Genomic DNA, 25,999 nt, shown 5'->3' on the forward strand with positions numbered 1-25,999 from the left:
GTGGTGTGAGGGTCAAATTCACGTATCCGCTGCACGGTTAACTGGTGGCGTATTCGCCAACATTGAGTAAATAGGGAACGGCTGAGTGATGCTTTTTCAGTGAGGTAGGCATGCTACGGGTAGTAAATGGCGCTGGTATTGTTTTGGCTGTTTGCTCACACACCAGAATACGACGGGTCGGACAAGTTTGCTCTAACTCAGCGGCCAGGTTTACGGTATTGCCCCAGATGTCAAAACTGGGTCTCATCTTGCCGATGATACCCGCCACCACGGGGCCTGATGCAATACCAATACGCAAGGTAAAAACGGTATCGTGACTTTGATTAAACTGTTCGGTGAGTCGGTGCAATTGATGGGCAAAGTGACAAATTGAAACGGCAGGGCAAGGCGTTGTGGAGCGCGAGTGGTCTTTTGTGAGGCCCGCAACGGCAATGTATTGGTCGCCGTTGGTTTTAATTTTTTCAATGCCAAACTGTTTCGCTAATTGATCTACGCGTTGATAATAAAAGTTAAGGGTGTTAACGGTATCAATATCGCCTTTGTGGGCGCTCAATTGGGTATAGCCATTCATATCGGCAAAAAGTACGGTACACGCGGGAATATGTTTAGTGGGTTGAGGGGAGAATACTGACAGTTTGCCATCGTCCCATTTGGGAAATACTTGATGAACGAGATGGTTGATTTTTTGGTGTTGGTTTTTCCAATGTCGCCAATATTGCCGCGATACTTGCACAACACTGAAGTAGGTCATAAAAGCTGCAACGGCAAAAGTCATGTTATTACTTAACAGCACATGGTGTTGCCAAGTGTTGCCGTAATACTTGAGCAGACTTAATACAATGAATATCAACAAGAACGCCATTGCCCAAGCGTGTTGAACCAGAGATTCTCTCGGTTTAAACAGACAACCACAGCCAATTAATCCAAGAAGTAAAAAATGCTGAATAAGCAGGTTACCTGCCCACAATAGACAGGCAAGAGTGACATAGCTGAGATACCCCGTTAACAGTAACCATCGCCCTCGTTGAAATTGCCCGTGGCTCGCGAGCCAATATGAAAAGATAAATAGGGTTAATGACACCGACCAGTTAGCGAAGATAGCGAATGTGACGTATTTAGAACACAGCACCATAATTGGAATTTGCGCACACATAGATAACACCACGAGTAAACAAATACGGGTTAATAAAGGTGTAAGAATAGATGGAGCGGAATGCGCCAAGCTAACCTCCTGATATCCGGTGCGTCATCCTGACGCTATTGGTGGGTGCGGAGATTAGCTTAGCGAAAAGGTTACATTAGATTAACTGATCCACAAGACGGATTGCGTCACCAATGTACGTGGCAGGAGAAAGCGCTTTGAGCTGAGCTTTGGCTTCTTCAGGCATATCTAAGTTGTCGATGAATTCAGCGATTACTTCTGCATTCACCTTTTTACCACGCGTTAACTCTTTGAGTTTCTCGTAAGGCTTTTCAATACCGTAACGACGCATAACTGTTTGAATTGGCTCTGCAAGCAATTCCCAGTTATTGTCGAGTTCGGCAAGTAAGCTCGCTTCGTTCACTTCAAGCTTGCTAATGCCTTTAAGCGTTGCTTGGTAAGCGATAACAGCATAACCCACACCCACACCTAGGTTGCGCAATACCGTTGAGTCGGTTAGATCACGTTGCCAACGAGATACAGGTAACTTGGCGGCCAAGTGATCAAAAATCGCGTTGGCTAAACCTAAGTTGCCTTCTGAGTTTTCGAAGTCAATTGGGTTCACTTTATGCGGCATGGTTGATGAACCAATTTCGCCAGCGATGGTTTTTTGCTTGAAATGACCTAGGGCGATATAACCCCAAACGTCACGGTCAAAGTCGAGCACTATGGTGTTGAAACGCGCAACGGCATCAAACAACTCAGCGATGTAATCGTGAGGTTCGATTTGAGTAGTAAAGCTGTTCCAAGTTAGGCCCAAGCTAGTCACAAATTCTTCTGAGAACTGGTGCCAATCTACTTCAGGGTAAGCTGAAAGGTGAGCATTGTAGTTACCTACAGCACCGTTGATTTTACCCAATAGGCCAACAGCAGCAATTTGGTCGCGCTGGCGCTGAAGACGAACAGCCACGTTGGCCATTTCTTTACCCATAGTGGTAGGAGATGCTGGCTGACCGTGAGTACGCGCCATCATGGGCACTGTGCGGTATTCTTTGGCTAAACGCTTGAGTTCACTGACAAGTTTATCGCAGTAAGGGAGAATAACCTCGTTGCGCGCTTCAGTTAGCATTAAACCATGAGACAAATTATTGATGTCTTCAGAAGTACAGGCAAAGTGAATGAACTCGCTGATCGCGTTTAATTCGCTGTTGCTCGCCACTTTCTCTTTTAAGAAATATTCCACCGCTTTCACATCGTGGTTGGTGGTACGTTCAATTTCTTTGATTCGCATTGCATCGTCTACTGAGAATTCAGCGACGATGGCATCAAGTAAATCATGAGAAGCAGGGCTGAACGCCGGAACTTCACTAATTGCATCTGTTGCAGAAAGTTTTTGTAACCATCTTACTTCAACCTGTACACGGTATTTGAGTAGGCCGTACTCACTAAAAATACCTCTGAGTTCAGTAGTTTTCGAGGCATAACGACCATCGACAGGGGAAATTGCGGTTAACTGGGAAAGTTCCACCTTTAGCTCCTCACTTAATTAATCAATCTAAGCGCCTGTTTGGCACTGCTTAGTATAGCTTTGCGTTTAAATAAAATATGTCTGCGTCGTCCACCCATTTGGCGCCACATTACAGCAGCGCGAACACCTGCGAGTAGTAATGCTCGTACACGATGTTGATTGACCTGTTGGCCGAGATGGGTAGGGTTACCTGCAACCTGAATTTTAGGTGCAAGCGGGCTGACGATGTCGGTGTAAATCGCCGCCAACGACGACAAAATTTGTGGGTTTTCGAAATCGACGTGGGCTAATTGGCGCTGTACATGAGAAATGCGTTTGCCTAGCTCATCCATGGCTTTGGGATGGCGCGCGAGCTTGCGTTCAAGCCCTAGAATACTGGCTATATAGCGCGAGAGTTCAGTGTCTTTGGCTTTTTGATGATCACTGAGTTGTGCCACAATTGAACCGAAACCAATAGCGAGGTTTTCCAATTGCCCAAATACCTGTTGAGGGGTGTCAGATTCGGTGACAAGGATACTTGATAAACTCGCTTCAAAACCTTGTTTATCACATTGCCCTCGTCTGGCAATTTGTTGTACTAGGGCGGCCGACTGGGCCACCCCTGCCAGACCTAAATGAGTTTCTATGTCTGGACTTAACATTAGCGTATATAGCTCTCTATGATACCGCCACCAAGACAAACCTCGTTTTGGTAGAACACCGCTGACTGACCGGGCGTTACCGCTTTTTGCGGCTCATCGAACTTCACCTCTATATGATCATCGTCGATGGGTGTAATAGTGCAAGGTATGTCAGCTTGACGGTAGCGTGTTTTTACCACCGCTCTTGTGACTTCGGTGATAGGTGTGCGATCAACCCAGTGTAATTGCTTGGCAATAAGCCCGTCGGAATAGAGACGAGGGTGGTTAGCACCTTGACCAACAATTAACACATTGCGGGCCACGTCTTTATCTACTACATACCAAGGGTCGTCGCCATAGTCGCTCAAACCACCGATGTGCAGACCTTTACGTTGGCCTAAAGTGTGATACATCAAGCCTTCGTGCTTGCCAATCACTTCACCTTCTGCGGTTTCGATTTCTCCCGGCTGAGCGGGGAGGTAACGACTCAAGAAGTCTTTAAATTTGCGCTCACCAATAAAACAAATACCTGTACTGTCTTTTTTGTCGTGAGTGATCAGGCCTTGTTCCTCGGCAATACGGCGTACTTCTGGTTTTTCGATGTCGCCCACAGGGAATAGGGTTTTACTCACGTGTTCTTCACCCAAGGTGTAAAGAAAATAGCTTTGGTCTTTGTTTTCGTCTAAACCGCGTAAAAGCTGCCATTTTCCATCAACACAGCGACGACGTACATAATGGCCAGTGGCAATATAGTCGGCACCTAAATCTTCAGCGGCGAATTCAAGAAACGCTTTGAACTTGATTTCTTTATTACACATGATGTCTGGGTTTGGCGTACGGCCTGCTTTGTATTCCTCTAAGAAATACTCAAAAACATTGTCCCAGTATTCTGCTGCAAAATTAATGGTGTGCAGATAGATACCCAATTTGTCCGCTACGGCTTGCGCATCAGCGAGGTCTTCTGCCGCTGCACAATATTCGTCGTTGTCATCTTCTTCCCAGTTTTTCATGAAAAGGCCCTCTACTTCATAGCCTTGCTGCTGAAGCAAATAAGCAGAAACGGAAGAATCGACCCCGCCGGACATACCGACGATGACTTTTTTGGTGGTAGTGGTTGGCGTGGTATCTGAACTCATCTGTGTGTGTTGATTCTCAGTGGTGATGAAAGGTCGCGGATTTTACCAGAACCTCAGACTAATATCACGAACAAGAATGGGCTTTTATCGCTTTTTATAGAACCGTTTTTTATGGTTAATATGCGGTGCTGGTTTTTCTGCCTTTACTGGCATTTCAAAGGCTTGATATTGGCCATTATCGATACCGTCGATGGTCCAGCTGCCCACGCGGTAGCGGATCAGGCGCAATGTTGGAAAGCCAATATGGGCCGTCATTCTGCGCACTTGGCGATTGCGCCCTTCACTGATGGTAATCGCAAGCCATGTGGTGGGGATAGACTGGCGAAAACGGACTGGGGGATTGCGATCCCACACATCGGGTGGGGCCATGCGTTCCACTTTGGCCGGTTGTGTCATGCCGTCTTTGAGTTCGACGCCACCTCTGAGTGCATCCAATGCCGTTTCATCTGGATCGCCTTCTACCTGAACCCAATACGTCTTACTGGTTTTGGCTTTGGAGTTGGCCAGTTTATGTTGTAAAGGACCGTGATCCGTTAGCACCAATAAACCTTCAGAATCTCTGTCAAGCCGACCCGCAGCGTATACCTCTGGAATATCGATGTAATCTTTTAGCGTTTCACGGCCATCAGCATCGGTAAACTGGGAAAGAACTTGGAAAGGTTTGTTGAACAGCACCACTTTGGCTGTTGAGGTTGGTTTTGACATGATCGACTTCGCAATTGTTTTATAAAGAATAACAAAATTGTCTGAGCATCCCAATGTAAGTTGGGGTTATTTGCGGATGTTGTTGTTAATTTTCAATCGAAACCTTGTATAGTGTATGACCGTCGGAATTAGGACGAAATATGCGTAATTATTCTAATTTTCGGCCTTAAAAATGAAATTGTGCTTATTTTATGAATTTTTATGTGATTCGTTGTTCGTAAGACAAAGGTATGACTTGTAACTGCGACACTTGACCCTATACTAATGAACGCGGCAAATTTCGCTTTATTTTTAGCATAAACGGGTCGACGCAGGTGTTGGTTAGAGTAGGGCACGTTCTCTGGCGCTAGGGTTGATTTGAATCCCGTCTTATACCGTTGATGAGTGCATAAAAGCCCTTCGCATTTGTACGGGGTGCCGCAACTAATCATTTAAAAAAATCGTGTCCACGTTGAAGGACGATTATCGGTACAGTGCTACCGCAAACATTGAGGTAAATAATGACCAAAGCTAAGTCGACGATTATCTATACCAAAACTGACGAAGCGCCAATGCTGGCGACATATTCATTGTTGCCAATTATTCGCCGCTTTGCATCAGCGGCAGATATCGACGTTGAAGTTAGTGATATTTCACTTGCCGCTCGTATTCTGGCGACTTTCCCAGACTATTTGAGTGAAGACCAAAAGGTTGTAGATGCATTGGCAGAGTTGGGTGCAATGACCCAAGATGAAAATGCTAACATCATTAAGTTGCCAAATATCAGTGCATCAATCCCTCAGTTGCGAGCTGCAATTAAAGAGTTGAATGCCTTGGGTTACAACGTACCGGCTTTCCCTGAAGAAGCTAACACTGACGAAGAAAAAGACATTCGTGAGCGTTACGGTAAAGTACTTGGTAGTGCAGTAAACCCAGTGTTACGTGAAGGTAACTCTGACCGTCGTGCTCCTACTGCGGTTAAGAACTACGCGCGTAAACACCCTCATTCAATGGGCGAGTGGAGCCAAGCATCGCGTTCTCACGTTGCACACATGCGCGGTGGCGATTTCTATTCAAGTGAAAAGTCTACCACCGTAGAGAAAGAAGGTTACGTAAGCATTGAGTTTACTGGCACCGATGGCACCAAAAAGACATTAAAGCCACGTGTTGATTTACTTGCAGGTGAAGTGATCGACGGCATGTTCATGAGCAAGAAGGCGCTATGCAAATTCTTCGAAGAACAAATTGAAGATGCGAAGCAAACAGGCGTTTTGTTCTCGCTACACGTTAAAGCGACCATGATGAAGGTTTCTCACCCAATCGTGTTCGGTCACTGTGTAAAAGTATTCTACAAAGAGTTGTTTGAAAAGTACGGTGAGCTATTTAAAGAGCTTGGCGTTAATCCAAACAATGGTTTGGGCAGTGTTTACGATAAAATTGCTAGCCTGCCAGAGTCTCAGCGTTCTGAAATTCAGCGCGACATCAACGCGTGTTACGCTGATCGCCCGCCAATGGCGATGGTTAACTCAGACAAAGGTATTTCAAACCTTCACGTACCCAGTGACGTAATTGTTGATGCATCTATGCCAGCAATGATCCGTAACTCTGGTCAAATGTGGGGGCCAGATGGAAAGGCTCACGACACTAAAGCGGTAATTCCAGAAAGTACCTACGCAACAATTTACCAAGAAGTGATCAACTTCTGTAAAACTCACGGTGCATTCGATCCGACTACGATGGGTACAGTGCCAAACGTAGGTTTGATGGCTCAAAAAGCCGAAGAATACGGTTCACACGACAAAACATTTGAGATTGACGCTGATGGTACCGTACAAATCGTTGATCAAGACGGCACCGTATTGATTGAACACCAAGTAGAAGAAGGCGATATCTGGCGTATGTGTCAGGCGAAAGACGCGCCTATCCAAGACTGGGTGAAACTTGCAGTGACTCGTGCACGTCAATCAGGCATGCCAGCAGTTTTCTGGTTAGATGATGAACGTGCGCACGACGCACAGTTGATCAAGAAAGTGAACAAGTACCTAGAAGACCACGATACTAACGGCTTAGACATTCAAATTATGTCACCAGTACGTGCGATTCGTTACAGCATGGAGCGCGCTATCCGCGGCCTAGACACCATTTCAGTAACAGGTAACGTATTGCGTGATTACCTGACTGACTTGTTCCCAATCCTTGAGTTGGGTACGAGTGCGAAAATGCTGTCAATCGTGCCGCTTATGGCTGGTGGCGGCCTATATGAAACAGGCGCGGGTGGTTCTGCACCTAAGCACGTACAGCAGTTTGTTGAAGAGGGTCACTTGCGTTGGGATTCACTGGGTGAGTTCCTAGCGTTGGCGGTATCTCTTGAAGACGTTGCGATTAAGCACGACAACCCTAAGTCTAAGCTATTGGCATCTGCCCTTGATAAAGCCACTGAGAAGCTATTGAACAATGGTAAATCTCCATTGCGTAAGGCTGGCCAGTTAGATAACCGTGGTAGCCACGTATTCCTAACACTCTACTGGGCAGAAGAATTGGCAAATCAAACTGAAGACGCTGATCTAGCGGCTGAGTTTGGCCCAATTTATGACAAGTTGGCAGCGAACATCGACAAGGTTGTAGAAGAAATTCTAGCGACCGAAGGTGAAGCAAAAGACATCGGTGGTTACTACTACCCAGACGAGGACAAAACAGCGGCAGCAATGCGCCCAAGCGCAACGTTTAATGAGATTCTTGCTTAATTAAGCAAAAGAATATCGAGTTGTTCCAAGCCCAGGTTTTTACCTGGGCTTTTTAGTTTTGAACTTGTTTAATATTTGTATTACTGCTTACTTTCATACAGTTTGTCTAAAAAGTTGTCCAATACGCTTTCTAGTTTTATACGATCCAGCTGTTCTTGCTCAGCGGCATATTGACTATCATATGTGGCGCTCATTGTAATATCGAGAACACCGAGTGTGTTGTCATAAGCCTGTTTATCAATTTTTATGCTAGAAAATTCCGTGGTTGCTGTCATAACTACGGTATCGTCGGCCAGCATAAAATTTTTCATTTTCGACGTTGAAGTCAACTCAACGCCGGTTTTTTCTCCGAGTTCACGAATCGCTTGTACTTTTGCAAGCTGAAGACATTTTTGTTTACTGTTTCCCTCACATTCGTATCGGATAGACTGGCTGACAGTTTTTCCTGATACTTTTTTATCTTGAATAAGGTACTCGATTAGTTTCTCTTTTGCGGTATTTACATCATGGTTACTTGTTTTTTGTAGTCTTGCTAGTTGCTCCAATTGAGGAGGGGTGTTTTTAATTACGGCTTCACAATGGGCAATAGCTTCTCGTTGACGTGTTAATTTCTGCTCGATTGCCAATCGCTTCAGCTCCTCAAATTCATCCTGCTGTGTGCCGTTGTTAACATTGGTAACTTCCCGTTCTTTTAGTAACGATTGATACTGGCTATTCATCACATCAACCTCTAACTGACAGGTTTTAAGCTGTGTTTCTAAGTGGTGCACTTGTGATGTGGCGGATAAAACTTTTTGGCTGGCTTGCTTTAATTGTGTGAGTAGTTGTTCGTAAGTTTGGTCTTTACTATTTGCGCTTGGTGAAAAGCTCATGAGAGTACAAAACAGTAAAGCAGATAGGCATGTAGAATAAGTATAGGTAGTGTTGTGCATTGATAGCGTTCCATTGCTCATTGATATCTTAAATGTTACAGCGATGGCTGACAGCTAACATGGTCTAAGATAGCAATGTTCTTTACATTTGGTAAAGATAATTATTGTTCAATATCTGTTCAGTGCGTATTATTGATAACAACGCCTTAAGATTTAAAAGGAACGAAGCAGTTTAGCGGTCCTGACCCGATGACATAAAAACAAGGAAACAATGGATATGAAACCTTCTAGACTGATTGGAATCTCGGTTGGTATTACTCTCACTGCGGCTTGCAGCTCCACACCTCCAGCACCAAGTGGCCCTGACTATTCTAACATTCCTTCTTGGGTAACTAGCCCTAAAATCGAAGGAGGAATAGCCGCAGCCGACTGTGTTAAGTTCTCTGGCAATATGTCTATTGACCAAAAAATGTCTGCAGCAAATGCGCGGGTGGCATTAGCGCAACAAATTAATACAAGAGTGGAGGCACTCGAAAAGAGTTACCAAAGCCGGAATGATATTGATAATGCTACTGAGGTAGGTACGAGTTTTACTAGCGTTTCTACACAGGTTACTAACGAAAGTCTCAGTGGTGCGCGTGTAGAGCGTGCAGAGATTGTGAATATTGCTGGTACCGATAATTTTTGTACCTTAATGGCGCTTACTCCATCTGCAACAGATGATTTACTCAACCAAATTGTCGACAGTAGTGGACGCAAATTAAGTACGAAGGAACAGCGTAAACTGGAGCAAGCATTCAAGGTAGAGCAGGCTGAAGTTGATTTGGAAGAGGCGATTAAAAGAATTACCCAATAGTCGTTAGCGTTGTTTAAATTGGCCGACTAGGGAGTGGTCGAGTTTATGTGTTTAAGTTTTTATTCATGGTTTACGAAATCAGCGCGAGTTTTTTCTTTTGCGTTGTTATTCGCTTTTAGCTCGTTCAGTGCAGTGAGTGCAGGCTTACCTGATTGGGTGAAGAAACCCAAAGCTGATACTGAGGAAGCCATGTACGGTATTGGGAGCGGAGCGAGTTTTAAAGCTGCACAAAATGAAGCGCTAAGTGATATTGCAGGAAAGATTAATACGCAGGTGCAGCAGCGATACCAATCTCAAATAACTCAAACCAATCGCAATACCCATAGCTATACCAAAATTGATACTAACACTGAAGTCGCAAAGACCTCTCTGTCACATTTTCAGCTTATCGAAACACAAGAAACCAGTGGTACATTTTGGGTATTACTCAAATTAGAGAAATCCTTGTTGGCATCGAGTTTATATAATCAATGGCAAGCCGCTGATCGCAGTATTAACACGAACATGACCTCTTATGGGCTTAGTGCTCCCATTGAACAGTTAATAATGGGCGCTCATCTTCGCGAACAGCTTATCTCAATTCGGTTTCTCCTTGTTCAACTACACTTTTTCGACCATGAGGTTGAGGTAAATCGTAATGACCAGCGTTACGTGGCCTTTATCGACCAAATTAATGAAGTAGAAGATAAGTTTAATTTAGTGATTGCTAGTCATGAGGCACAAGAGGAGGTGGTGGCTGTAGTGATAAAAAAGGTGACCGAATTGGGAATTAATACTGAAGGAGGCGATAGTAAGGAGTTAAAAAACAAGTTAGTGATCGATACCGAGCAAGCCCGCTTTCAAGATGCGAGGCAGGCGTTCAATGTAACACTAACTGTAACGCTTTCTCTTTATGGAAATGACGTCGGCGAGAAGATTGCACAAACTCAATATATTGTGAAAGGCAGAGATTATAGTGATGAAGAAAAAGCTATGCAGAAAGCTGTTGCGGCGTTTGGAATCAAGATATCTCGTTTGACGTTACCTCAATTTCTCAATATTGCGATTTAGTTAAAAACGACTAGTGCAGATAGGTTGAAAGGTGACCTGTATTCAGATAGCAAGGCCACTGCAGAAGTGCTCGGCCTTGCATGAAATTGGGGTAAATTACCATCCACCCATGGTATTGAATACTTGAGTGGCGTCACTATCCAATTCAAGGTCTTGTGAATTGGCAAAGTCCATCAGATACTGGCCGGTCTCATAGAGGTTTTCGCCGTGGCTGGGTAGGCCAGAGACAACTTTTTTGACCACTAAGCTGGCCTTTCCAGTATCAAAGCCAGCCTTGATCCCGCTGCTAAGATTACTCAGTCCAAATCCCCCGCTGGTTGCTTTTTTGCCAGTGTCTTTTAAGTTACTGAGTAGTTGTTCGCCACTTTCTCCAATTTCATAGGTATTGTAAGTACCAAAAAGAAAAGTCGAGATGCCGACCACCAGTTTTAAATTTTGCTCTGGAGTTATACTTTCTACTTCTTGGCTCGCCGTCATGATCTTTTCACTAGCACTGGCTGAATACTTGCGGTGCATCTCAACTTCTTTTTCACTCATACTTGTTCCGCTCATTAAGATCGCTTTTTCTTCGAGCAACGATTCTTTTGTTTCTTTTAAATCCAAGGCATCGGCCATGCAAATATTAGCGCGGTTAATAGACAATGCTGAGAGCATGTAAGTTGCCATTAAATTATCCGCAGATACGCCTAAATCTTTACTGTCCTTGGGGACTGCGTATTTTGAAATAACGGTTATGACATCGGCGGCGGTAAACCCAGAACATGAATCGCTGCTTAGTAACGTATCATTCGCCCAGGTGGCTGCTATTTTGTCGTCGTCGCTATCAAAAAAGCCTGCTTGCGAAGGTGCTGATACGGCCGCCAATAAAAACAGTGTGCTAGTTAAGGGTGAAAAGCGAAGTGTAGTCATTGTTTTAATTCCATTTAGTGATAAAAATTTAAATTGATTTGGCACTAAGTTGTGCGATCAGTGCTTGTGCGGCTTCTTCAGCAGCTTGTTTTAACGCATTATTCTTTGCAACAATGGGCGTTGGGCCCAAACCAAAATATTGAACTGGACCTATTTTAGCCACTGCAGCCCCACGCTTTTGAATAGCTAACACTTGTGCAGTCACAACAACCGGAACTTTAACTAAGCCACTCGTTTCATCTTGTAAATATTCATCAATATCCAAAGTTCCCATAGCCAGAAATTGAACTGGGTCGAGTAAGCTTCGTAACCCTCTTATCGCACCAATTTTGGTAGAAGGAGTAACATCATTGCCGTGTTGGTAGTCGAAAATAAAATTATTAACGTCCAATTGCCCCATGGTTTCTTCTTCTAACAGCGCTGCGTCGACGACCAAATAATTGGCATTTGAAAAAGCTGCACCTATGGCAACGTCAATTTCATTTGTCGTAGACGCTTGCCAAATTAGTTGGTCTTTAAAGGTTGTTTGGCTGTTTGTTTGCGCTACGGTTTGAATTTGTGACTTTCCTTGCGTGGCGTTGTTGTCTGTCAAATCTTTCGATATCGTTTGTTGCTGGGATTTTTCTTGAGATGCAATCTGTTGGTTTTTTGTCGTTTTGGCAACTAACTCTCTAGCAACAAAAACAAAAGTAATATATTGCTCTTCTGCTGAACTGTTAGCGCTATCACGTCCAGATTGGGTGAGAAAGTTGAGCAGTTTAACATCGTTAATATCCGCTCTTATCACAACTTGGTATGTGCTATTGTCGCTGTTCTTCTTGTCACTTATTTTAGTTGTCGAAAATAGGTAGGCATCTGGATCATTTTCTAAGGCTGGTTTAACTTTTTCATAGGTCGGAGCATGGTACTTTTGTTCTTTATAAACCCAGCTTTCAAGCGCATTGAGTTTTGCCGCAATCAAGGCTTGTGTTTTTTCTTCATCGTCTAGAAAACCACTATACTTAACTGCGCCGACCCCTTTAAATTCGGCTGATAGTGTTAAAGGGCTTATACAAGTAACAAACAACAATAGACCTAGCTTTATTTTATATTTCATTGAATAAATCCCTTTTTCGTTTAATTTTTTTGAAGTTTTCGGTACTCGATGAATGTAGCGAAAACCACTTTTTATTAGGTTTTTGCAACTGTTGAGAAAACTCGGTCAATAAGGCCTCTATTGCGTCTTCATAAGCGGACCAAGCATCAATAGAATGCTGTTCCCGCCCAACTAATTTAGCTACTGCATAGTGAAAATAGTCGTTAACGATGATGTCGTCAGACAAAGGTTCGCGAAGAGCTAGTTTTAGACGCGAGGCAAAAAGCTGGCTATTGTCTTGGTGTAAGTTCTTAAAATTACTGACTTCGACATCAAAGACGTAATCAGGAGCAGGTAATGCGAGTGTGTAAACGTCGCCGTTGGCCATTCGAGCCGACATTTTGTTGCCAATAGCATAACCTTTGATATAAGGCAGTACTGCAATATCTGCATGGCGATCTAATTGCGCGGTAAAATATTGGCCAATAATCTGAGCGTAACTCGGCGCCTTATCGGGTTGGGGCAAGTGTGATATTGCTTGATCACTGAAATTCACAGTATCGACTTTAAATCGCAAAGCGTTGTCTTGCTTTAGGCGAATTTGTGGAAGGCGGTCTCTCGCTAAAGTCATGAGGTTTTTGTCGGCCCCCATGTAGAGATCGGCAAAGTTTTGCGCCAGTTTTTTCCGTAGTGCTTGAGGGTTACCGCGGTCACCCGACATAACATCATTACTTGCGATACTTATTGGATAGCTAGCAACCAGTTGCATCGATTGAAAATCGAAAAAGAGTAGCTGGGCAGAAACTTCAGTAATAATTTTGTCGTAATCGCTAAATTTTTCCAAACTATAGTGTTCTTTTTCTATAGCCAAAGACATGACAATGGCAGGACCTTTTTTATAGTTTGCTAACTCAAGCGCTAAGTTGAATGAAGGGTTGGGTTCTTTCTCTATCAATGCCTTAAAATGTTTATCTAACTGTCCAACCGTTTGCCCTGCGAGTGGTTGGGAAAGTTGATAAGCGAAAGGGTAGTTAGTTTGTATGTATTGGTAGTCGCCTAAACATGCAACCCCTGCGTAGTAAACAGTGGGTTTAGGATCAGCAGAAACAGTGCAATGGAATAAGAAAGTGGAAATGATAAGAAGTAATGCGGATTGGCGACGAGTCGAACCAAGTTTGTGCAACATTACAACAACCTCCTTGTTATAAGTTGATCCTGTTAATTTGATACTACCGTGACTCAGAGTACTTACTCTGACGAATCATCTTGATCATAAATTGTACAATATTAATCATACTCTTTATATTGTGAAGTACAATATTTGTTCACAACTTTATGGATGAAGGCAATGGTTAAGCGTTATTCTTTGACCGGTGGGTTAATACTATTTGTGTCCTGTTTGTGTATGGGAGAAGAATTTGGGCCAATTCCTTTTGACCAAGAGAAAACGCTCAGTTTGCACAGTCAACAAATAGTATCTGCACTACTTCAAGAGATGGGGTTGGATTATCCTGATGATGACAAGCAGATCCCTAAACCGTCTCCTGAGCCAGCACCGATACCAAGCATCGATGATTCTGAGTTTTTTGATGACGATTTTTTCGACCAGGACTTAAGTTTTGATGACACAAAAAAAGCAATGGAGTCATCGTTTAATAACACCGTAGACAGTTGGAATACTGAATATCAAAAAACGCTTGAACGTTGGGAAAAAGCAAGAGTTGAATTTCTCCAAGTAGAGCAGAAATATCGAGACACTACGCCTTCAGTTAATACATTTAGATTAGGTAGTGGTGTTGAGACAAAATCCTATGCAGATCAGCATGGCCTTACATTTTTCTCACAGATGGAGGCAGGTGATTTTCATGTTATTCCGCGAGTGATGGATATCCCCACTCGTAATCAGATGTTTAGGGGAACATGTAACGCATTTGCGTCGGTTAGGGCCATTGAGGCCATTCTTATTCAAAATGAAGTGCAGGCTGATTTTTCTGAGCAGTTTTATTATTGGATGGCTAAACCTGAGTGTGCTTCAAACCCTTGTACCGACAAGTCATCAGGTTCGTCGATTTATATGGGGTTACTAGCAGCGCTATCGCCAAAAGATAAGCGAAAAAAACGGGAATTGTTTCGTCTCGCGAATCAATATAGCTTCACATTAACAGACGATTATTGGGCTAGAATTAATCAAACGGGGTTAATGTCAGAACCAGAATGTCCTTATGTTGCTGAAGGCAATAAAAATAATGAAACCATGACGCCGTTACGTCACTGTCGGGCTACGAAAGGTGGTTTATTTGTTAATGCGTTTTCAATATTACAGTCGGACACTGATATTGTTCCGGCGTTACTGGCCAATAAACCTGTGATAAGTGGATTTAAACTCTCGTCTAATTTTAACAAGGGGCAAGGTTTAGTCACGTATCAAGATCGAAATAAATATTACGATTCGTCAAAACATGATGGTGGCCATGCTGTTTTATTAGTTGGGCTGATTAAGTTACCTGCGTCACTCCGTCAAGAAGGGGAATATTGCGCAATAGTGTCTAATAGTTGGGGAGATGGATGGGGTAAAGGTGGTTACGGATGTTTAACCGAAAAATGGATTAAGCAATACCAAATGCATCATATTGCCTTGGAAGCGGTTATTCAGTAATCCAAATACGACCTACATCGATTGCATTAAAGAGGGGCTGGGGAGAGCAAACAAAACCGCATCCGACCGTAAAATGAATTAAGTATATCTAATTCTAAGAAAAAAAAGTCGGATGCATTTTTAGACTAAAATCGAATAACGATAGTCACGCCAAATCCAGCGTGACTACGCTGAGAGATAAAACAGTCTCTCTTTATAGAGAGACTGTTTTATAAATTATGTTTTACGTATTAACGCTCAGGTTCGTCAACAACGCCGATGTTCTCAGCGTGCAAGCCCTTAGGCCCTTGTTGAACTTCGAAAGTCACTTCTTGACCTGCTTTCAGCGACCGATAACCTTCCATTTGTATGGTAGAGTAATGTGCGAATATATCTTCCCCGCCGTCCTCAGGTACGATAAATCCAAAACCCTTTGCGTTGTTAAACCATTTAACTTTGCCAACCGCCATACTTCCACTTCCTCTTAATCCTTGAACTCACTGAAAACTGCCCCCACAATAAGAAACATGGGGCAGTATGAGCATGTAATTACAATACGTGCCCATAAATTAAACTGTAGATATTTTAACCACGAGATGTCAAGGTTAATTTGCTATTTTAATTAAATAGTAAAATTAGTCGGACATCAGCGTAAACACGCACTATCATTGAATTATGAGCAAAGACAACACCGTAAGTATCGACAAGGAAAAGCAACTGGACTCGGTGAGGAGAAAAGCCGAGCCACCGCCAATGTATAAAGTGCTGTTGAACAATGACGACTACACGCCCATGGATTTTGTGGTAGATGTACTGATGCGCTTTTTCAACATGGATGGGGAAAAAGCCAATCAATTGATGTTGACTGTTCATTATCGTGGAAAAGCGGTATGTGGCATATTTACTGCAGAGATTGCTGAGACGAAAGTCATGCAAGTCAATCAATACGCACGTAAAAATCAGCACCCGTTAATGTGTACGATGGAACAGGCATAGTAATAGTAGAGAGGGCGAACGTATGTTAAACAAAGACTTAGAGCAAACATTAAATGAAGCCTTCGTTTTCGCGAGAGAACATCGCCACGAGTTTATGACCGTGGAACATTTATTGTTAGCGTTGTTAGATAACCCGGCAGCCCAAGAAGCGCTCAAAGCCTGTGGTGCAAACATTGACGCAATTCGGGGCGAATTGTTTGAATTTGTGAAAGACACCACGCCACTCATTCTGGAAGATCAGGCCAATGAACGTGAAACCCAGCCAACATTGGGTTTCCAACGCGTACTTCAACGTGCGGTATTCCACGTACAGTCATCGGGCAAAGAAGAAGTTACCGGTGCAAACGTACTTGTTGCCATTTTCAGCGAGCAAGAATCGCAAGCGGTATATATTCTTAAGAAAGCCGATGTGACGCGTTTAGACGTAGTGAACTTTATTAGTCACGGCGTCAGTAAGGCTGAGGATGAGAGTACTCCCGACTCAGAGGTGGATGAAGAAACGGCCGAAGGCGAAGAAAACAGTTCAGCGTTGAGTAAGTATGCCTCTAATCTGAACAAACAAGCCGAAGAAGGCAAAATCGACCCGCTTATTGGTCGCGACAGCGAACTTGAGCGAACCATTCAAATTCTGTGTCGCCGCCGTAAAAACAACCCGTTGTTGGTTGGCGAGGCAGGCGTAGGTAAAACGGCGATTGCTGAAGGCCTAGCGTACCGCATTGTTGAAAAACAAGTTCCCGAAGTGATTGAAAACAGTACTGTGTATTCTCTTGATCTCGGTGGTTTGTTGGCGGGCACAAAATATCGTGGTGACTTTGAAAAGCGCTTGAAAGCGATTTTGAAAGAGTTGTCTCGCGACAAAGACGCGATTTTATTTATTGATGAAATTCATACCATCATTGGTGCGGGTGCCGCATCGGGCGGCGTAATGGACGCATCAAACCTACTCAAGCCTAAGTTGAGCAGCGGTGAATTGCGTTGTATTGGCTCTACGACTTATCAAGAGTATCAGGGGATATTCGAAAAAGATCGCGCATTAGCGCGCCGCTTTCAAAAAGTCGACGTGGCTGAGCCAAGTGTGAGTGATACGGCAAAAATTCTACAAGGTCTTAAATCTCGCTACGAAGAGCATCACAGCGTGCGGTTTACGCAAAAAGCGTTACAGGCCGCAGCGGAGCTTTCTGCCAAGTACATTAATGAACGCCATTTGCCCGACAAGGCCATTGACGTTATGGACGAAGCGGGTGCAAGCCAGCGTTTGTTGCCACAATCGAAACGCAAGAAAACCATTAATGTTACTGACATTGAGCAAATTATTGCAAAAATGGCGCGTATTCCTGAAAAGTCGGTATCAGCCTCTGACAAAGAAGTACTGAAAAACCTAGGGCGTAACCTTAAGATGGTCGTATTCGGCCAAGACAAAGCCATAGAGACCCTTACAGACGCTATTCATCTGTCACGTGCGGGATTAAGCAGTGATACTAAGCCGACGGGTAGCTTTATGTTTGCTGGCCCTACAGGTGTCGGTAAAACCGAAGTGACACAGCAACTCGCCAAGATTATGGGCGTAGAGCTGATTCGCTTTGACATGTCTGAGTACATGGAGCGCCACGCAGTAAGCCGATTAATTGGTGCCCCTCCTGGGTATGTAGGCTTTGACCAAGGTGGGTTGCTCACTGATGCGGTGATCAAACACCCATACTCAGTGGTCTTGTTAGATGAAATAGAGAAAGCGCATAGCGATATCTATAACATCTTACTTCAAGTGATGGACCACGGTACGCTAACCGACAACAATGGCCGCAAAGTAGACTTTAGAAACGTGGTGTTGGTGATGACAACCAATGCGGGTGTACAGGAAACCATTCGTAAATCTATCGGCTTTAAGCAACAAGATCACAGCCATGACGCTTTGGCTGAAATCAATAAAGTGTTTACGCCGGAGTTTAGAAACCGCTTAGATGCCACTATTTGGTTTAACCATTTAGATGCCGACATCATCCTTCAAGTTGTAGATAAGTTTATTATTGAACTACAAGCACAGTTGGATGAAAAAGGCGTATCGCTGGAAGTATCTAATGCGGCCAGAGAGTATTTGGCCGACAAAGGTTATGACAAAGCGATGGGTGCACGCCCAATGGCACGAGTGATTCAGAACGAACTGAAGAAAGAGCTTGCCAATGAGTTGTTGTTTGGTGAATTAAGTTCAGGTGGTGATGTGAAAGTTGACTTTAAAGATGAAAAACTCACCTTTGAATTTGCTTCTAGCACCAAAGCAAAAGATTCGGAAGCCGAGCCAAGCTAATGGCTAAATGTGCTATAGGGGAGGCTGCAGATGTAGCCTTTCTTATTGTGCCAATACGCTGGCGGAGAATGTTAAATAACAAAAAACCCGAACAAACGTTCGGGTTTTTTGTTTGCTACAAGAGCAAATCGTATCAGGCGCTATCCTATTAACGAGCGCGATAGACGATACGGCCTTTACTCAGGTCGTAAGGCGTCATCTCAACGGTAACTTTGTCACCGGTTAGGATACGGATGTAGTTTTTGCGCATTTTACCAGAAATATGCGCGGTCACTACGTGACCATTTTCAAGTTCTACACGGAACATAGTGTTAGGCAAGGTATCAAGTACAGTACCTTCCATTTCAATGCAATCTTCTTTTGCCATCTAGAGCAGTAACCTCAGTTATTAGTCAATTTTTTCGCCGCGCAGACCTTAACCAATTCAGCATGTTAAGTAAAGTGATTTTTGTCTGTACGTTCCCATTTATTCCCGATAAAGCGCTCATGAGGGAAAAATTGACGTTTGTATTGCATCTTTTGGCAGTTGTCGATCTGGTAGCCCAAATAGAGGAAGTCATGGCCTTTGCATTTTGCGTGCGCAATTTGCTGCAAAATCATCCAGGTGCCAATGGAGTAACGGTCGTAGTCTGGGTCAAAAAAGGTATATAACGCTGAAAATCCAACATGGCCAAAACCATCTTCAATTTCATCGGTAACCGCCACGGCCACGAGTTGCTCATCCTGATACGCTTCAACATACACAGGCGGTTTCCACTGACACTGCACAAAGCTATTGAATTGTGCCATGGTGGGCGGATACATAGTGCCGTCTTTATGTCGAGTGCTGATGTACTTTTCATAAAGCGGATAATAGCTTTCTTTGGCCGTGGTGCTGAGCACCGAGCGCAATGGCTGATTTTTCTTGAGAACGCGTTTCTGGCTTTTTGAAGGCAAGAACTCATTCACAAGAATGCGTAAAGAGTGACACGCTTGGCAGGCAGGGCAGTGTGGGCGATAAATTTGCTCACCACTGCGACGGAAACCAGCTTGAATCAATTGGGAATAGCTAACACGCGGCGATGCTGCCTCATCCATCAATAACAGCAGCTGCTCTGTTTCGTCTTCTAAATAGCTGCATTCAAAAGGTTGTGTCAGCCCAAATTTCATGAATACATGTCCATTTGGGGTTGCCAGATCTTTTCATACGCCGGCAGAAGGTAGCCTTCTTCATCAAGGGTGGTATTGTGCTGAGCTAATCGGGAAAGAAATTGCTCTCTTGATACCGAGGTGGCACCGAGACTCATTAGGTGCTCTGTAGGCAGTTGGCAGTCGATAAAGGCCATATTGTTGGCTTTCATGTGGGTTACCAGTGCATTCATTGCGAGTTTTGATGTGTTACTCATGGTATGAAACATCGATTCGCCGCAAAATACCTCGCCAATACCAATGCCGTACAAGCCACCGACCAATGCATCCTGATGCCAAATTTCTACCGAATGAGCCAGCCCCATTTTATGCATGTCGAGATAGGCTTGTTGCATATCTTTCGTGATCCATGTATCGGTACTCGTACCTTCGCCGTTGAGCTTGGCTCTGGGAATTGAGGCACAGGCTTTTATGACCTGTAAAAACGCACAATTTAAACTCACGCGAAACTTCTTTTGTTTAATGAGTTTAGACAGGCTTTTTGACACATGGAAGTTTTCGAGCTCGATGATCGCCCTAGGTTCGGGTGACCACCAAAGAATAGGTTCGCCGTCACTAAACCATGGGAATATGCCTTGGCTGTATGCATTAAACAAACGAGGTACAGACAAATCAGCCCCGTAAGCGAGTAGGCCGTCGGGGTCGGTTAGCGCCGTTGAGGGCGACGGAAATGGGGTGTCGATGTCTAAAAAGGGTAAGGAAATCATAAAGCATAGAGCCTGGTGGATACCACCAGGCTAGCAGAGTGGTTACTTAAGTGCGTCGAGGAAGCGTTCAGCATCCAGTGCAGCCATACAACCTGTGCCTGCTGAAGTGATTGCCTGACGATAGATATGATCACACACGTCACCTGCGGCAAACACACCTTCAACACTGGTTTGGGTGGCATTGCCATTTAACCCACTTTGAATCTGAATATACCCGTCTTTCATGTCTAGCTGGTCTTGGAAAATATCGGTATTGGGTTTGTGACCAATGGCGATAAACAGACCCATGATATCCAATTCTTCAGTCGCTTCAGACTCGGTGTCTTTAATACGGATTTTAGTTACGCCCATTTCGTCGCCTAGCACTTCATCCAATGTTTTATTGAGATGGAGCACCACATTGCCGTTCTTTGCTTTTTCTAGCAAACGGTCGGCGAGGATTTTTTCAGACCGGAAGCTGTCGCGACGGTGAATAACGTGTACTTCAGATGCGATATTCGATAGGTAAAGCGCTTCTTCAACCGCAGTATTACCACCACCGACAACCGCTACTTTTTGGTTGCGATAGAAAAATCCATCACAGGTTGCGCACGCAGATACGCCTTTACCCATGAATGCTTGTTCTGTTTCTAAGCCTAGGTATTTTGCAGATGCGCCAGTACAAATAATCAATGCATCACATGTGTAAGTGCCATTGTCGCCTACTAATGTGAAGGGGCGCTTGCTAAGATCTGTTTTATTGATGTGGTCGAAAATGATTTCTGTATCAAATTTTTCGGCGTGCTTCTGCATGCGAACCATCAAATCTGGGCCTGTTAGTCCTTCTGGATCGCCTGGCCAGTTTTCAACTTCAGTTGTGGTGGTTAATTGGCCACCTTGCTGAATACCTGTAAGTAGCACCGGCTCTAAGTTTGCGCGAGCAGCGTAAACTGCTGCGGTGTAGCCTGCGGGGCCTGAGCCGAGTATAAGTAGGCGAACGTGTCTGGTTTCTGCCATTAGAATCTCCGAAATCTATGATTACTTTTTTTGCGCTTTAACTTTACGTCAATCAACGCGTATTGGCTTACCGTGTGAAGCCATAAAAGCGAAAGTTTTATTTTACGATTGATAAGCTTAGTTGGGGCAAAAAATTTTCATTCAATAGTGAATTTATTTGTGCTGAATTGATGATCGCTGATTCGTTACGCATTTCAAGTATTTAGTCGCTAAATCGTAATAATTCGTCAACTAAATCGGTTTTTGTGATGAAATTTCAGACAAGTGTCGCTATATATTAAATGAGTTGTCGGTATAATGACATTACGCCAGAGTTGGTAAGCGTGAAATCGAATATTCAGGTCGATGGGGAAGAAGTAGCATGGCACAAACATTCATAGATATGTTCCGAGACGGTCAGGATTACATGAAAACTTGGCCTGTTAAGAAGGAACTCTATGCTGTATTTCCAGAATGTAGAGTGGTGTCCGCAACGAAATTTGGTATTCGTTTTATGCCCCCCGTTGCAGTATTAGCGTGTGCAGGTTTACTGAATACCTTTGGTACAGATTATTTACCACAGGCGTTAACAGTGGGAATCTTCTTTATGAGTTTACCCATGCAGGGGCTTATTTGGTTGGGGCATCGTTCGAACCAAACATTGCCACCCCAGTTAAAGCACTGGTACCGAGAAATTCACTCAAAAATGCGAGCCGAAGGGTGTGCGGTTGAATCGGTTACCGCTAAACCTAAATACCGTGAACTCGCCCATCTACTCAAAACCGCATTTGAGAAAATCGACAAGGGTTTCACTCAAAACTGGTTTTAATCAGCACTTCGTAGAATTTGTTTACAGCGGCGACAAGAGTATTGTTGCCCTTGCTGCACTTTGTTGTGCCGTCTCACCGACAATGTCACAGGTCCACATCCACAAACATAGTCAAACTGTTTAATGCCTAACGGCGTTAAATCAAAGTTATGTGTGGTACTGGGCGCGCGCCCGAATACCGTTTGCATCATAGCTTGCCACTCTTTTCCGTGGGGTTTTACTCTGCCGTAAAGCTGATAAACCAAAAGATGGCTTAACTCGTGTGGCAAAACGTCGTCGAAGAAAGCGGTTTGATTTTGCTCGAACAAAACTGGATTCAGGTTAATTCGGTTTTGTTGTAAAAAAGCGGTGCCTGCATGTTTACCAGAACGTCTAAATGTTAGCGTTGCAGTAGGGAAGGTACGACAAAAATACTGATTAGCGGTAGCGTAAAGACGCAGCAACTCGGCGTTAGCTGCGTCTTTGAGTTGTTGTTGCATATTGTCTTAAATATCAGAAACCCGACAGTTAAGACACATGATATAGACACCTTGAGGGTCGTTCAAATCATTGAGTACGTTAAACTCTTTCAGCGTTTGCTTCACAACGCCAATCAAAGGGCTTTCACTTGACGCAAATTGCGCTTTGGCGGCCCACACTAACGCCTGACCGAATAATTCTTTCCAGAATAGTTGTTTCGGCGACAGCTCTCTTTGAACGTATTCCACATCATAGTCTTCAAGTTTGGCCAGTTCTGCGGCTGAGTCGATAGCGTCTTGTAGGTCGCCTAACTCATCAACTAAGCCAAGTTCCAATGCATCGGTACCTATCCACACACGGCCCTGTGCAATACTATCTACTTGCTCAACCGTTAAGCCACGAGCTTGGGCAACCATAGTGATGAACTGGTTGTAGCTGGTTTCTACGTTGCGTTGTAGTAATTGACCAAAACGTGGGTCGAGCGAACGTGTGGTGGTTAAGCCAGCCATATCGGTTGTGCCAACACCATCGGTATTAACGCCCAAGTAAGACAATGAATTCTCATAGGTCATTAATACACCAAACACGCCGATTGAACCTGTGATAGTGCTAGGAGTTGCAATAATTTTATCTGCATTGGCAGAAATCCAGTAGCCACCTGAAGCTGCGTAGGTATTCATCGATACGACTACAGGCTTACCCGCTGCTTGTAGGTTAAGTACTTCTTGGCGGATGATCTCAGAGCCGAACGAGCTGCCTCCGGGAGAATCTACCTGTAAAACTACTGCCTTGACTTTGTCGTCTAGGCGAGCTTTGCGAAGCAAACGCGCAGTGCTGTCACCACCAATGGTGCCCGCTTTTTGATTACCATTTAAAATGGTGCCTTTTGCGATAACAATAGCCACCTGATCTTTGTCGCTCATCACTGGCGGAAGCGGTGGGTTAATGGCTTTCATGTATGTGCGCATCGATGTGATATTTACACCTAATTTGGTGTCGTCTTGGCCGACTAATTCAACCAATTCTTTGCGCACGTCTTCACGTGTTTTCAGGGCATCTACCCAACCGTTTGCTAATGCGTATTGTGCAAAGTCACCGCCGGCTGCATTAAACTTCTCAACGAGCACATCTAGCTGTTCGTCAAAGTTCTCTACATCCATTCCACGTGCGGCTGCAACATCGGCTTTGTATTGTGTCCAGTAGGTGTCTAACCAAGCGCGGTTTGCTTCTTTCGCTGCGTCTGACATATCGTTGCGAATAAACGGCTCTACTGCTGATTTGTAAGTACCGACTCGGAAGATATGAGTGGTAACTTTGAGTTTATCCAGCAAGTCTTTGAAGTACATGGTATAGCGACCATATCCTTCGAGGATCATAGCGCCCATGGGGTTTAAGTAGATGTGGTCGGCATGAGCAGCGAGGTAATATTGGTTCTGACTAAAGTAGTCACCAATCGCGTACACAGGTTTGCCAGACTCTTTAAAGTCATCAATGGCATTCGCTACGGTACGAAGTTTGTTTAAACCGCCGCCAGTCATACCAGATAAATCGAGGATGATAGCTTTGATGCGTTTGTCTTCTTTGGCGTTTTCTAACACTTTAACGACATCACGAACCAAGATTTCAGGATTATCTGACTGTTCGTCGAAGGCTTCTTGCATAAATTGCTCGACGGGGTCGATGCCTTCTTTTTCGATTACCAGATTACCGACTAACGACACTCTCAGTGCGCTGCCGTCTTTAACGATGTGTTGTTTTTCTTCACCTGACATCATCGCCGCGATAATGCCGACTGCAATGACGATGAAAATAATATTAAAGAATAACTTTCGACAAAAATTCAGGACCGTCCATAAACCTACAAACAGCGATTTTGTCCAACTGCGTTGATTGCCTGCCATAGCGCGTATTTACCTCACAATATGATGTAATTTCATAATTATCTAATCAGTGGAAGATTGCGAATCTAAAGTGTTTCTAATTGTTAACTTTCTCAACGCTTTGAATACAACCTTTATTTCTATTTCTTGATTTTTTTGGAAGAAGAAGGAGAGGGGGAAGGGCCATCTAACCATTGCCCTAATAGTTGAGCAATGCGTTTATGGTCTTCTTCAGATAATGCCATTAACACACTGGCCTTTTTGTTCGTGTAACGGACCTTACTATGGCCGCGTTGCATGATGCGTGTAAAAGGCGATGTGTTTGCCATATCTGAAATTTATTTCCTGCAAAACCTTTCTCAAAGACAAACATACCAGAAGGGCAAGAGGGTGTCGCTATCTAGATCGCTTAAATACGCGTGGGTAAGATATAACGCATGGAAACACGAAGATGCCTGCTCAGATAACTGATGCCGTGGTAATGATTTAAACATTAGCATTTTTATACCAACCTGATGGGTGGATTGTACTGGCTTAGTGATTTGATAATGTGTTGTAATCTCAACCATTCATTGCCACGTAACCCAACTGACATTGGTTGTAATTAGGGAGCCTTTTTATGGATGCATTATCACTGCTACTCAATCGTCACTCACAGGCCCGTCTCACAGAACCCGCTCCACAGGGAGAGGTGTTGGAAAACATTAAAATGGCGGCGTTAAAAACCCCAGATCACGCCAGCCTCAAGCCTTGGCATTTTATTGTGTGTGAAGGTAAGGGGAGAGAGAAACTGGGTAATATCTTTGAAAAATCTGCCATTGAGAATGACAAGTCGGCAACCGAAATTGAGCGAGCGCCACTGTTGCCGCTTCGCGCCCCCATGGTTGTAGTGGCGATTGCCAAATATACCGAGCATGACAAAGTGCCCCGTGTTGAGCAAGTGGCGTCGACGGCATGTGCTGTTATGGCGATGCAAATGGCCGCGATGGCGCAGGGTTTTAACGGTATCTGGCGGACTGGAAATTATGCACATTGCGCGTTGGTGAAAGCTGAATTGGCACTTGCCGAGGAAGACGAAATTGTGGGGTTTTTATATTTAGGTACGCCTACACATGAAGCACTGCCTCGGCCAACGCTAAAGCCGGATGATTATTTTTCGGTTTGGAACTAATCGCAATATGGTAGTTAATTAGAGTCATCATCAGTTATCCATAAAAAAAGGCCCATATCATATGGGCCTCAGATTGATGATAAACCCCTCTTTTTTCAGAGGGGTTTATTTTTTCTAGCAGCCGAAGGCTACGATCGCGATATTTTTTATAGCAGCTTTATTGTTCGAGTGTTGGGTTCTTGAAGGGCAATAAGCGAGTTATGTACTAGATTAGCGAGGTTTCCGACCAGATTTGAGGTTTT

25 protein-coding genes are annotated in these 25,999 nt (G+C 44.1%); 8 read left to right on the forward strand and 17 right to left on the reverse strand.

Annotation, left to right across the window (positions count from 1 at the left end; all coding sequences use genetic code 11):
* Window positions 1–37: 37 nt before the first annotated feature.
* From ACXAH6_RS15405 to ACXAH6_RS15425, 5 genes are all read right to left on the reverse strand, one after another.
* Window positions 38–1,222 carry an adenylate/guanylate cyclase domain-containing protein gene (locus tag ACXAH6_RS15405; RefSeq protein ID WP_474878230.1) on the reverse strand — a complete coding sequence of 395 codons (1,185 nt, stop codon included), beginning with the start codon at window positions 1,220–1,222 and terminating at the stop codon, window positions 38–40.
* A gap of 76 nt (window positions 1,223–1,298) precedes the next feature.
* Window positions 1,299–2,669, reverse strand: coding sequence for an adenylosuccinate lyase (gene purB / locus ACXAH6_RS15410; RefSeq protein WP_474878232.1), 1,371 nt, complete (start codon window positions 2,667–2,669; stop codon window positions 1,299–1,301).
* Window positions 2,670–2,683: 14 nt separating this feature from the next.
* Entirely contained in the window at window positions 2,684–3,310 is a 627-nt protein-coding gene (gene hflD, locus ACXAH6_RS15415) for a high frequency lysogenization protein HflD (RefSeq protein WP_474878233.1), read from the reverse strand.
* Window positions 3,310–4,425 (reverse strand): tRNA 2-thiouridine(34) synthase MnmA, encoded by a 1,116-nt coding sequence (mnmA, locus tag ACXAH6_RS15420; RefSeq protein ID WP_474878235.1) that lies wholly within the window; start codon window positions 4,423–4,425, stop codon window positions 3,310–3,312. The genes hflD and mnmA overlap by 1 nt, the downstream gene beginning before the upstream one ends.
* 84 nt (window positions 4,426–4,509) lie before the next feature.
* Window positions 4,510–5,130: a pseudouridine synthase gene (locus ACXAH6_RS15425; RefSeq protein ID WP_474878237.1), complete on the reverse strand. Its 621-nt coding sequence runs from the start codon at window positions 5,128–5,130 to the stop codon at window positions 4,510–4,512.
* Window positions 5,131–5,630: 500 nt separating this feature from the next.
* On the opposite strand from ACXAH6_RS15425, the gene ACXAH6_RS15430 reads away from it, so the two are divergent.
* Window positions 5,631–7,853 carry an NADP-dependent isocitrate dehydrogenase gene (locus ACXAH6_RS15430; protein ID WP_474878239.1) on the forward strand — a complete coding sequence of 741 codons (2,223 nt, stop codon included), beginning with the start codon at window positions 5,631–5,633 and terminating at the stop codon, window positions 7,851–7,853.
* Between the two features lie 80 nt (window positions 7,854–7,933).
* On the opposite strand, the gene ACXAH6_RS15435 is transcribed toward ACXAH6_RS15430, so the two are convergent.
* Window positions 7,934–8,725, reverse strand: coding sequence for a hypothetical protein (locus ACXAH6_RS15435; protein WP_474878241.1), 792 nt, complete (start codon window positions 8,723–8,725; stop codon window positions 7,934–7,936).
* 277 nt (window positions 8,726–9,002) lie between these two features.
* Between ACXAH6_RS15435 and ACXAH6_RS15440 the strand changes: the two genes are divergently transcribed.
* Entirely contained in the window at window positions 9,003–9,581 is a 579-nt protein-coding gene (locus ACXAH6_RS15440; protein WP_474878243.1) for a hypothetical protein, read from the forward strand.
* Between the two features lie 45 nt (window positions 9,582–9,626).
* Window positions 9,627–10,631 carry an LPP20 family lipoprotein gene (locus ACXAH6_RS15445; protein ID WP_474878244.1) on the forward strand — a complete coding sequence of 335 codons (1,005 nt, stop codon included), beginning with the start codon at window positions 9,627–9,629 and terminating at the stop codon, window positions 10,629–10,631.
* Between the two features lie 96 nt (window positions 10,632–10,727).
* Here the strand turns inward: ACXAH6_RS15445 and ACXAH6_RS15450 are convergent, their stop codons facing one another.
* From ACXAH6_RS15450 to ACXAH6_RS15460, 3 genes are read right to left on the reverse strand one after another with little or no spacing between them, the layout of a single operon-like run.
* A complete protein-coding gene (locus tag ACXAH6_RS15450) occupies window positions 10,728–11,540 on the reverse strand; it encodes a hypothetical protein (protein ID WP_474878246.1) in 813 nt (270 codons plus the stop codon).
* Window positions 11,541–11,568: 28 nt separating this feature from the next.
* Window positions 11,569–12,636 (reverse strand): hypothetical protein, encoded by a 1,068-nt coding sequence (locus tag ACXAH6_RS15455; RefSeq protein ID WP_474878248.1) that lies wholly within the window; start codon window positions 12,634–12,636, stop codon window positions 11,569–11,571.
* Entirely contained in the window at window positions 12,626–13,801 is a 1,176-nt protein-coding gene (locus ACXAH6_RS15460) for a hypothetical protein (protein WP_474878249.1), read from the reverse strand. The genes ACXAH6_RS15455 and ACXAH6_RS15460 overlap by 11 nt, the downstream gene beginning before the upstream one ends.
* A 162-nt stretch (window positions 13,802–13,963) precedes the next feature.
* On the opposite strand from ACXAH6_RS15460, the gene ACXAH6_RS15465 reads away from it, so the two are divergent.
* Window positions 13,964–15,271, forward strand: coding sequence for a C1 family peptidase (locus ACXAH6_RS15465; protein ID WP_474878251.1), 1,308 nt, complete (start codon window positions 13,964–13,966; stop codon window positions 15,269–15,271).
* A gap of 230 nt (window positions 15,272–15,501) precedes the next feature.
* Here the strand turns inward: ACXAH6_RS15465 and cspD are convergent, their stop codons facing one another.
* The gene (gene cspD, locus ACXAH6_RS15470) at window positions 15,502–15,720 is read right to left on the reverse strand and encodes a cold shock domain-containing protein CspD (RefSeq protein WP_474878253.1); all 219 of its coding nucleotides are present in this window, start codon (window positions 15,718–15,720) and stop codon (window positions 15,502–15,504) included.
* A gap of 205 nt (window positions 15,721–15,925) precedes the next feature.
* On the opposite strand from cspD, the gene clpS reads away from it, so the two are divergent.
* Together clpS and clpA are read left to right on the forward strand one after the other, a co-directional pair.
* The gene (gene clpS, locus ACXAH6_RS15475; protein WP_474878255.1) at window positions 15,926–16,246 is read left to right on the forward strand and encodes an ATP-dependent Clp protease adapter ClpS; all 321 of its coding nucleotides are present in this window, start codon (window positions 15,926–15,928) and stop codon (window positions 16,244–16,246) included.
* Between the two features lie 22 nt (window positions 16,247–16,268).
* Window positions 16,269–18,548: an ATP-dependent Clp protease ATP-binding subunit ClpA gene (clpA, locus tag ACXAH6_RS15480; protein WP_474878256.1), complete on the forward strand. Its 2,280-nt coding sequence runs from the start codon at window positions 16,269–16,271 to the stop codon at window positions 18,546–18,548.
* Between the two features lie 148 nt (window positions 18,549–18,696).
* Here clpA and infA read toward each other — a convergent pair whose 3' ends face one another.
* The 4 genes from infA to trxB form a co-directional block, all read right to left on the reverse strand.
* On the reverse strand, window positions 18,697–18,915 hold the full coding sequence (infA, locus tag ACXAH6_RS15485) for a translation initiation factor IF-1 (RefSeq protein WP_070175908.1): 219 nt from the start codon (window positions 18,913–18,915) through the stop codon (window positions 18,697–18,699).
* Between the two features lie 65 nt (window positions 18,916–18,980).
* The gene (locus ACXAH6_RS15490; protein WP_474878258.1) at window positions 18,981–19,697 is read right to left on the reverse strand and encodes an arginyltransferase; all 717 of its coding nucleotides are present in this window, start codon (window positions 19,695–19,697) and stop codon (window positions 18,981–18,983) included.
* Window positions 19,694–20,443, reverse strand: coding sequence for a leucyl/phenylalanyl-tRNA--protein transferase (gene aat / locus ACXAH6_RS15495; RefSeq protein ID WP_474878260.1), 750 nt, complete (start codon window positions 20,441–20,443; stop codon window positions 19,694–19,696). The genes ACXAH6_RS15490 and aat overlap by 4 nt, the downstream gene beginning before the upstream one ends.
* A gap of 42 nt (window positions 20,444–20,485) precedes the next feature.
* Window positions 20,486–21,439: a thioredoxin-disulfide reductase gene (gene trxB, locus ACXAH6_RS15500; protein ID WP_474878262.1), complete on the reverse strand. Its 954-nt coding sequence runs from the start codon at window positions 21,437–21,439 to the stop codon at window positions 20,486–20,488.
* A 361-nt stretch (window positions 21,440–21,800) separates the two neighbouring features.
* Between trxB and yfbV the strand changes: the two genes are divergently transcribed.
* Window positions 21,801–22,247, forward strand: a complete 447-nt coding sequence (gene yfbV / locus ACXAH6_RS15505) for a terminus macrodomain insulation protein YfbV (RefSeq protein ID WP_474878264.1) — start codon at window positions 21,801–21,803, stop codon at window positions 22,245–22,247.
* Here the strand turns inward: yfbV and ACXAH6_RS15510 are convergent.
* The 3 genes from ACXAH6_RS15510 to ACXAH6_RS15520 all read right to left on the reverse strand — a co-directional run bounded on the left by ACXAH6_RS15510 (window position 22,244) and on the right by ACXAH6_RS15520 (window position 24,915).
* Window positions 22,244–22,726 carry a SprT family zinc-dependent metalloprotease gene (locus ACXAH6_RS15510; protein ID WP_474878265.1) on the reverse strand — a complete coding sequence of 161 codons (483 nt, stop codon included), beginning with the start codon at window positions 22,724–22,726 and terminating at the stop codon, window positions 22,244–22,246. The genes yfbV and ACXAH6_RS15510 overlap by 4 nt on opposite strands.
* Window positions 22,727–22,732: 6 nt before the next feature.
* Entirely contained in the window at window positions 22,733–24,607 is a 1,875-nt protein-coding gene (gene sppA / locus ACXAH6_RS15515) for a signal peptide peptidase SppA (protein ID WP_474878267.1), read from the reverse strand.
* Between the two features lie 119 nt (window positions 24,608–24,726).
* Window positions 24,727–24,915: a hypothetical protein gene (locus ACXAH6_RS15520; RefSeq protein ID WP_474878269.1), complete on the reverse strand. Its 189-nt coding sequence runs from the start codon at window positions 24,913–24,915 to the stop codon at window positions 24,727–24,729.
* Window positions 24,916–25,205: 290 nt separating this feature from the next.
* Here ACXAH6_RS15520 and ACXAH6_RS15525 point away from each other — a divergent pair, with 290 nt between their 5' ends.
* Window positions 25,206–25,757, forward strand: coding sequence for an NAD(P)H nitroreductase (locus ACXAH6_RS15525; RefSeq protein ID WP_474878271.1), 552 nt, complete (start codon window positions 25,206–25,208; stop codon window positions 25,755–25,757).
* Window positions 25,758–25,999: the final 242 nt, after the last annotated feature.

The sequence above is a fragment of the Alteromonas sp. ABE4_545 genome, assembly GCF_056161325.1.

Bases quoted from the DNA above. Each gene is read 5' to 3' on its own strand.
- hflD (WP_474878233.1), bottom strand. From the start codon at position 3,310: ATGTTAAGTCCAGACATAGAAACTCATTTAGGTCTGGCAGGGGTGGCC.
- mnmA (WP_474878235.1), bottom strand. From the start codon at position 4,425: ATGAGTTCAGATACCACGCCAACCACTACCACCAAAAAAGTCATCGTC.
- ACXAH6_RS15425 (WP_474878237.1), bottom strand. From the start codon at position 5,130: ATGTCAAAACCAACCTCAACAGCCAAAGTGGTGCTGTTCAACAAACCT.
- ACXAH6_RS15430 (WP_474878239.1), top strand. From the start codon at position 5,631: ATGACCAAAGCTAAGTCGACGATTATCTATACCAAAACTGACGAAGCG.
- ACXAH6_RS15435 (WP_474878241.1), bottom strand. From the start codon at position 8,725: ATGAGCTTTTCACCAAGCGCAAATAGTAAAGACCAAACTTACGAACAA.
- ACXAH6_RS15440 (WP_474878243.1), top strand. From the start codon at position 9,003: ATGAAACCTTCTAGACTGATTGGAATCTCGGTTGGTATTACTCTCACT.
- ACXAH6_RS15445 (WP_474878244.1), top strand. From the start codon at position 9,627: ATGTGTTTAAGTTTTTATTCATGGTTTACGAAATCAGCGCGAGTTTTT.
- ACXAH6_RS15450 (WP_474878246.1), bottom strand. From the start codon at position 11,540: ATGACTACACTTCGCTTTTCACCCTTAACTAGCACACTGTTTTTATTG.
- ACXAH6_RS15455 (WP_474878248.1), bottom strand. From the start codon at position 12,636: ATGAAATATAAAATAAAGCTAGGTCTATTGTTGTTTGTTACTTGTATA.
- ACXAH6_RS15460 (WP_474878249.1), bottom strand. From the start codon at position 13,801: ATGTTGCACAAACTTGGTTCGACTCGTCGCCAATCCGCATTACTTCTT.
- ACXAH6_RS15465 (WP_474878251.1), top strand. From the start codon at position 13,964: ATGGTTAAGCGTTATTCTTTGACCGGTGGGTTAATACTATTTGTGTCC.
- cspD (WP_474878253.1), bottom strand. From the start codon at position 15,720: ATGGCGGTTGGCAAAGTTAAATGGTTTAACAACGCAAAGGGTTTTGGA.
- clpS (WP_474878255.1), top strand. From the start codon at position 15,926: ATGAGCAAAGACAACACCGTAAGTATCGACAAGGAAAAGCAACTGGAC.
- clpA (WP_474878256.1), top strand. From the start codon at position 16,269: ATGTTAAACAAAGACTTAGAGCAAACATTAAATGAAGCCTTCGTTTTC.
- infA (WP_070175908.1), bottom strand. From the start codon at position 18,915: ATGGCAAAAGAAGATTGCATTGAAATGGAAGGTACTGTACTTGATACC.
- ACXAH6_RS15490 (WP_474878258.1), bottom strand. From the start codon at position 19,697: ATGAAATTTGGGCTGACACAACCTTTTGAATGCAGCTATTTAGAAGAC.
- aat (WP_474878260.1), bottom strand. From the start codon at position 20,443: ATGATTTCCTTACCCTTTTTAGACATCGACACCCCATTTCCGTCGCCC.
- trxB (WP_474878262.1), bottom strand. From the start codon at position 21,439: ATGGCAGAAACCAGACACGTTCGCCTACTTATACTCGGCTCAGGCCCC.
- yfbV (WP_474878264.1), top strand. From the start codon at position 21,801: ATGGCACAAACATTCATAGATATGTTCCGAGACGGTCAGGATTACATG.
- ACXAH6_RS15510 (WP_474878265.1), bottom strand. From the start codon at position 22,726: ATGCAACAACAACTCAAAGACGCAGCTAACGCCGAGTTGCTGCGTCTT.
- sppA (WP_474878267.1), bottom strand. From the start codon at position 24,607: ATGGCAGGCAATCAACGCAGTTGGACAAAATCGCTGTTTGTAGGTTTA.
- ACXAH6_RS15520 (WP_474878269.1), bottom strand. From the start codon at position 24,915: ATGGCAAACACATCGCCTTTTACACGCATCATGCAACGCGGCCATAGT.
- ACXAH6_RS15525 (WP_474878271.1), top strand. From the start codon at position 25,206: ATGGATGCATTATCACTGCTACTCAATCGTCACTCACAGGCCCGTCTC.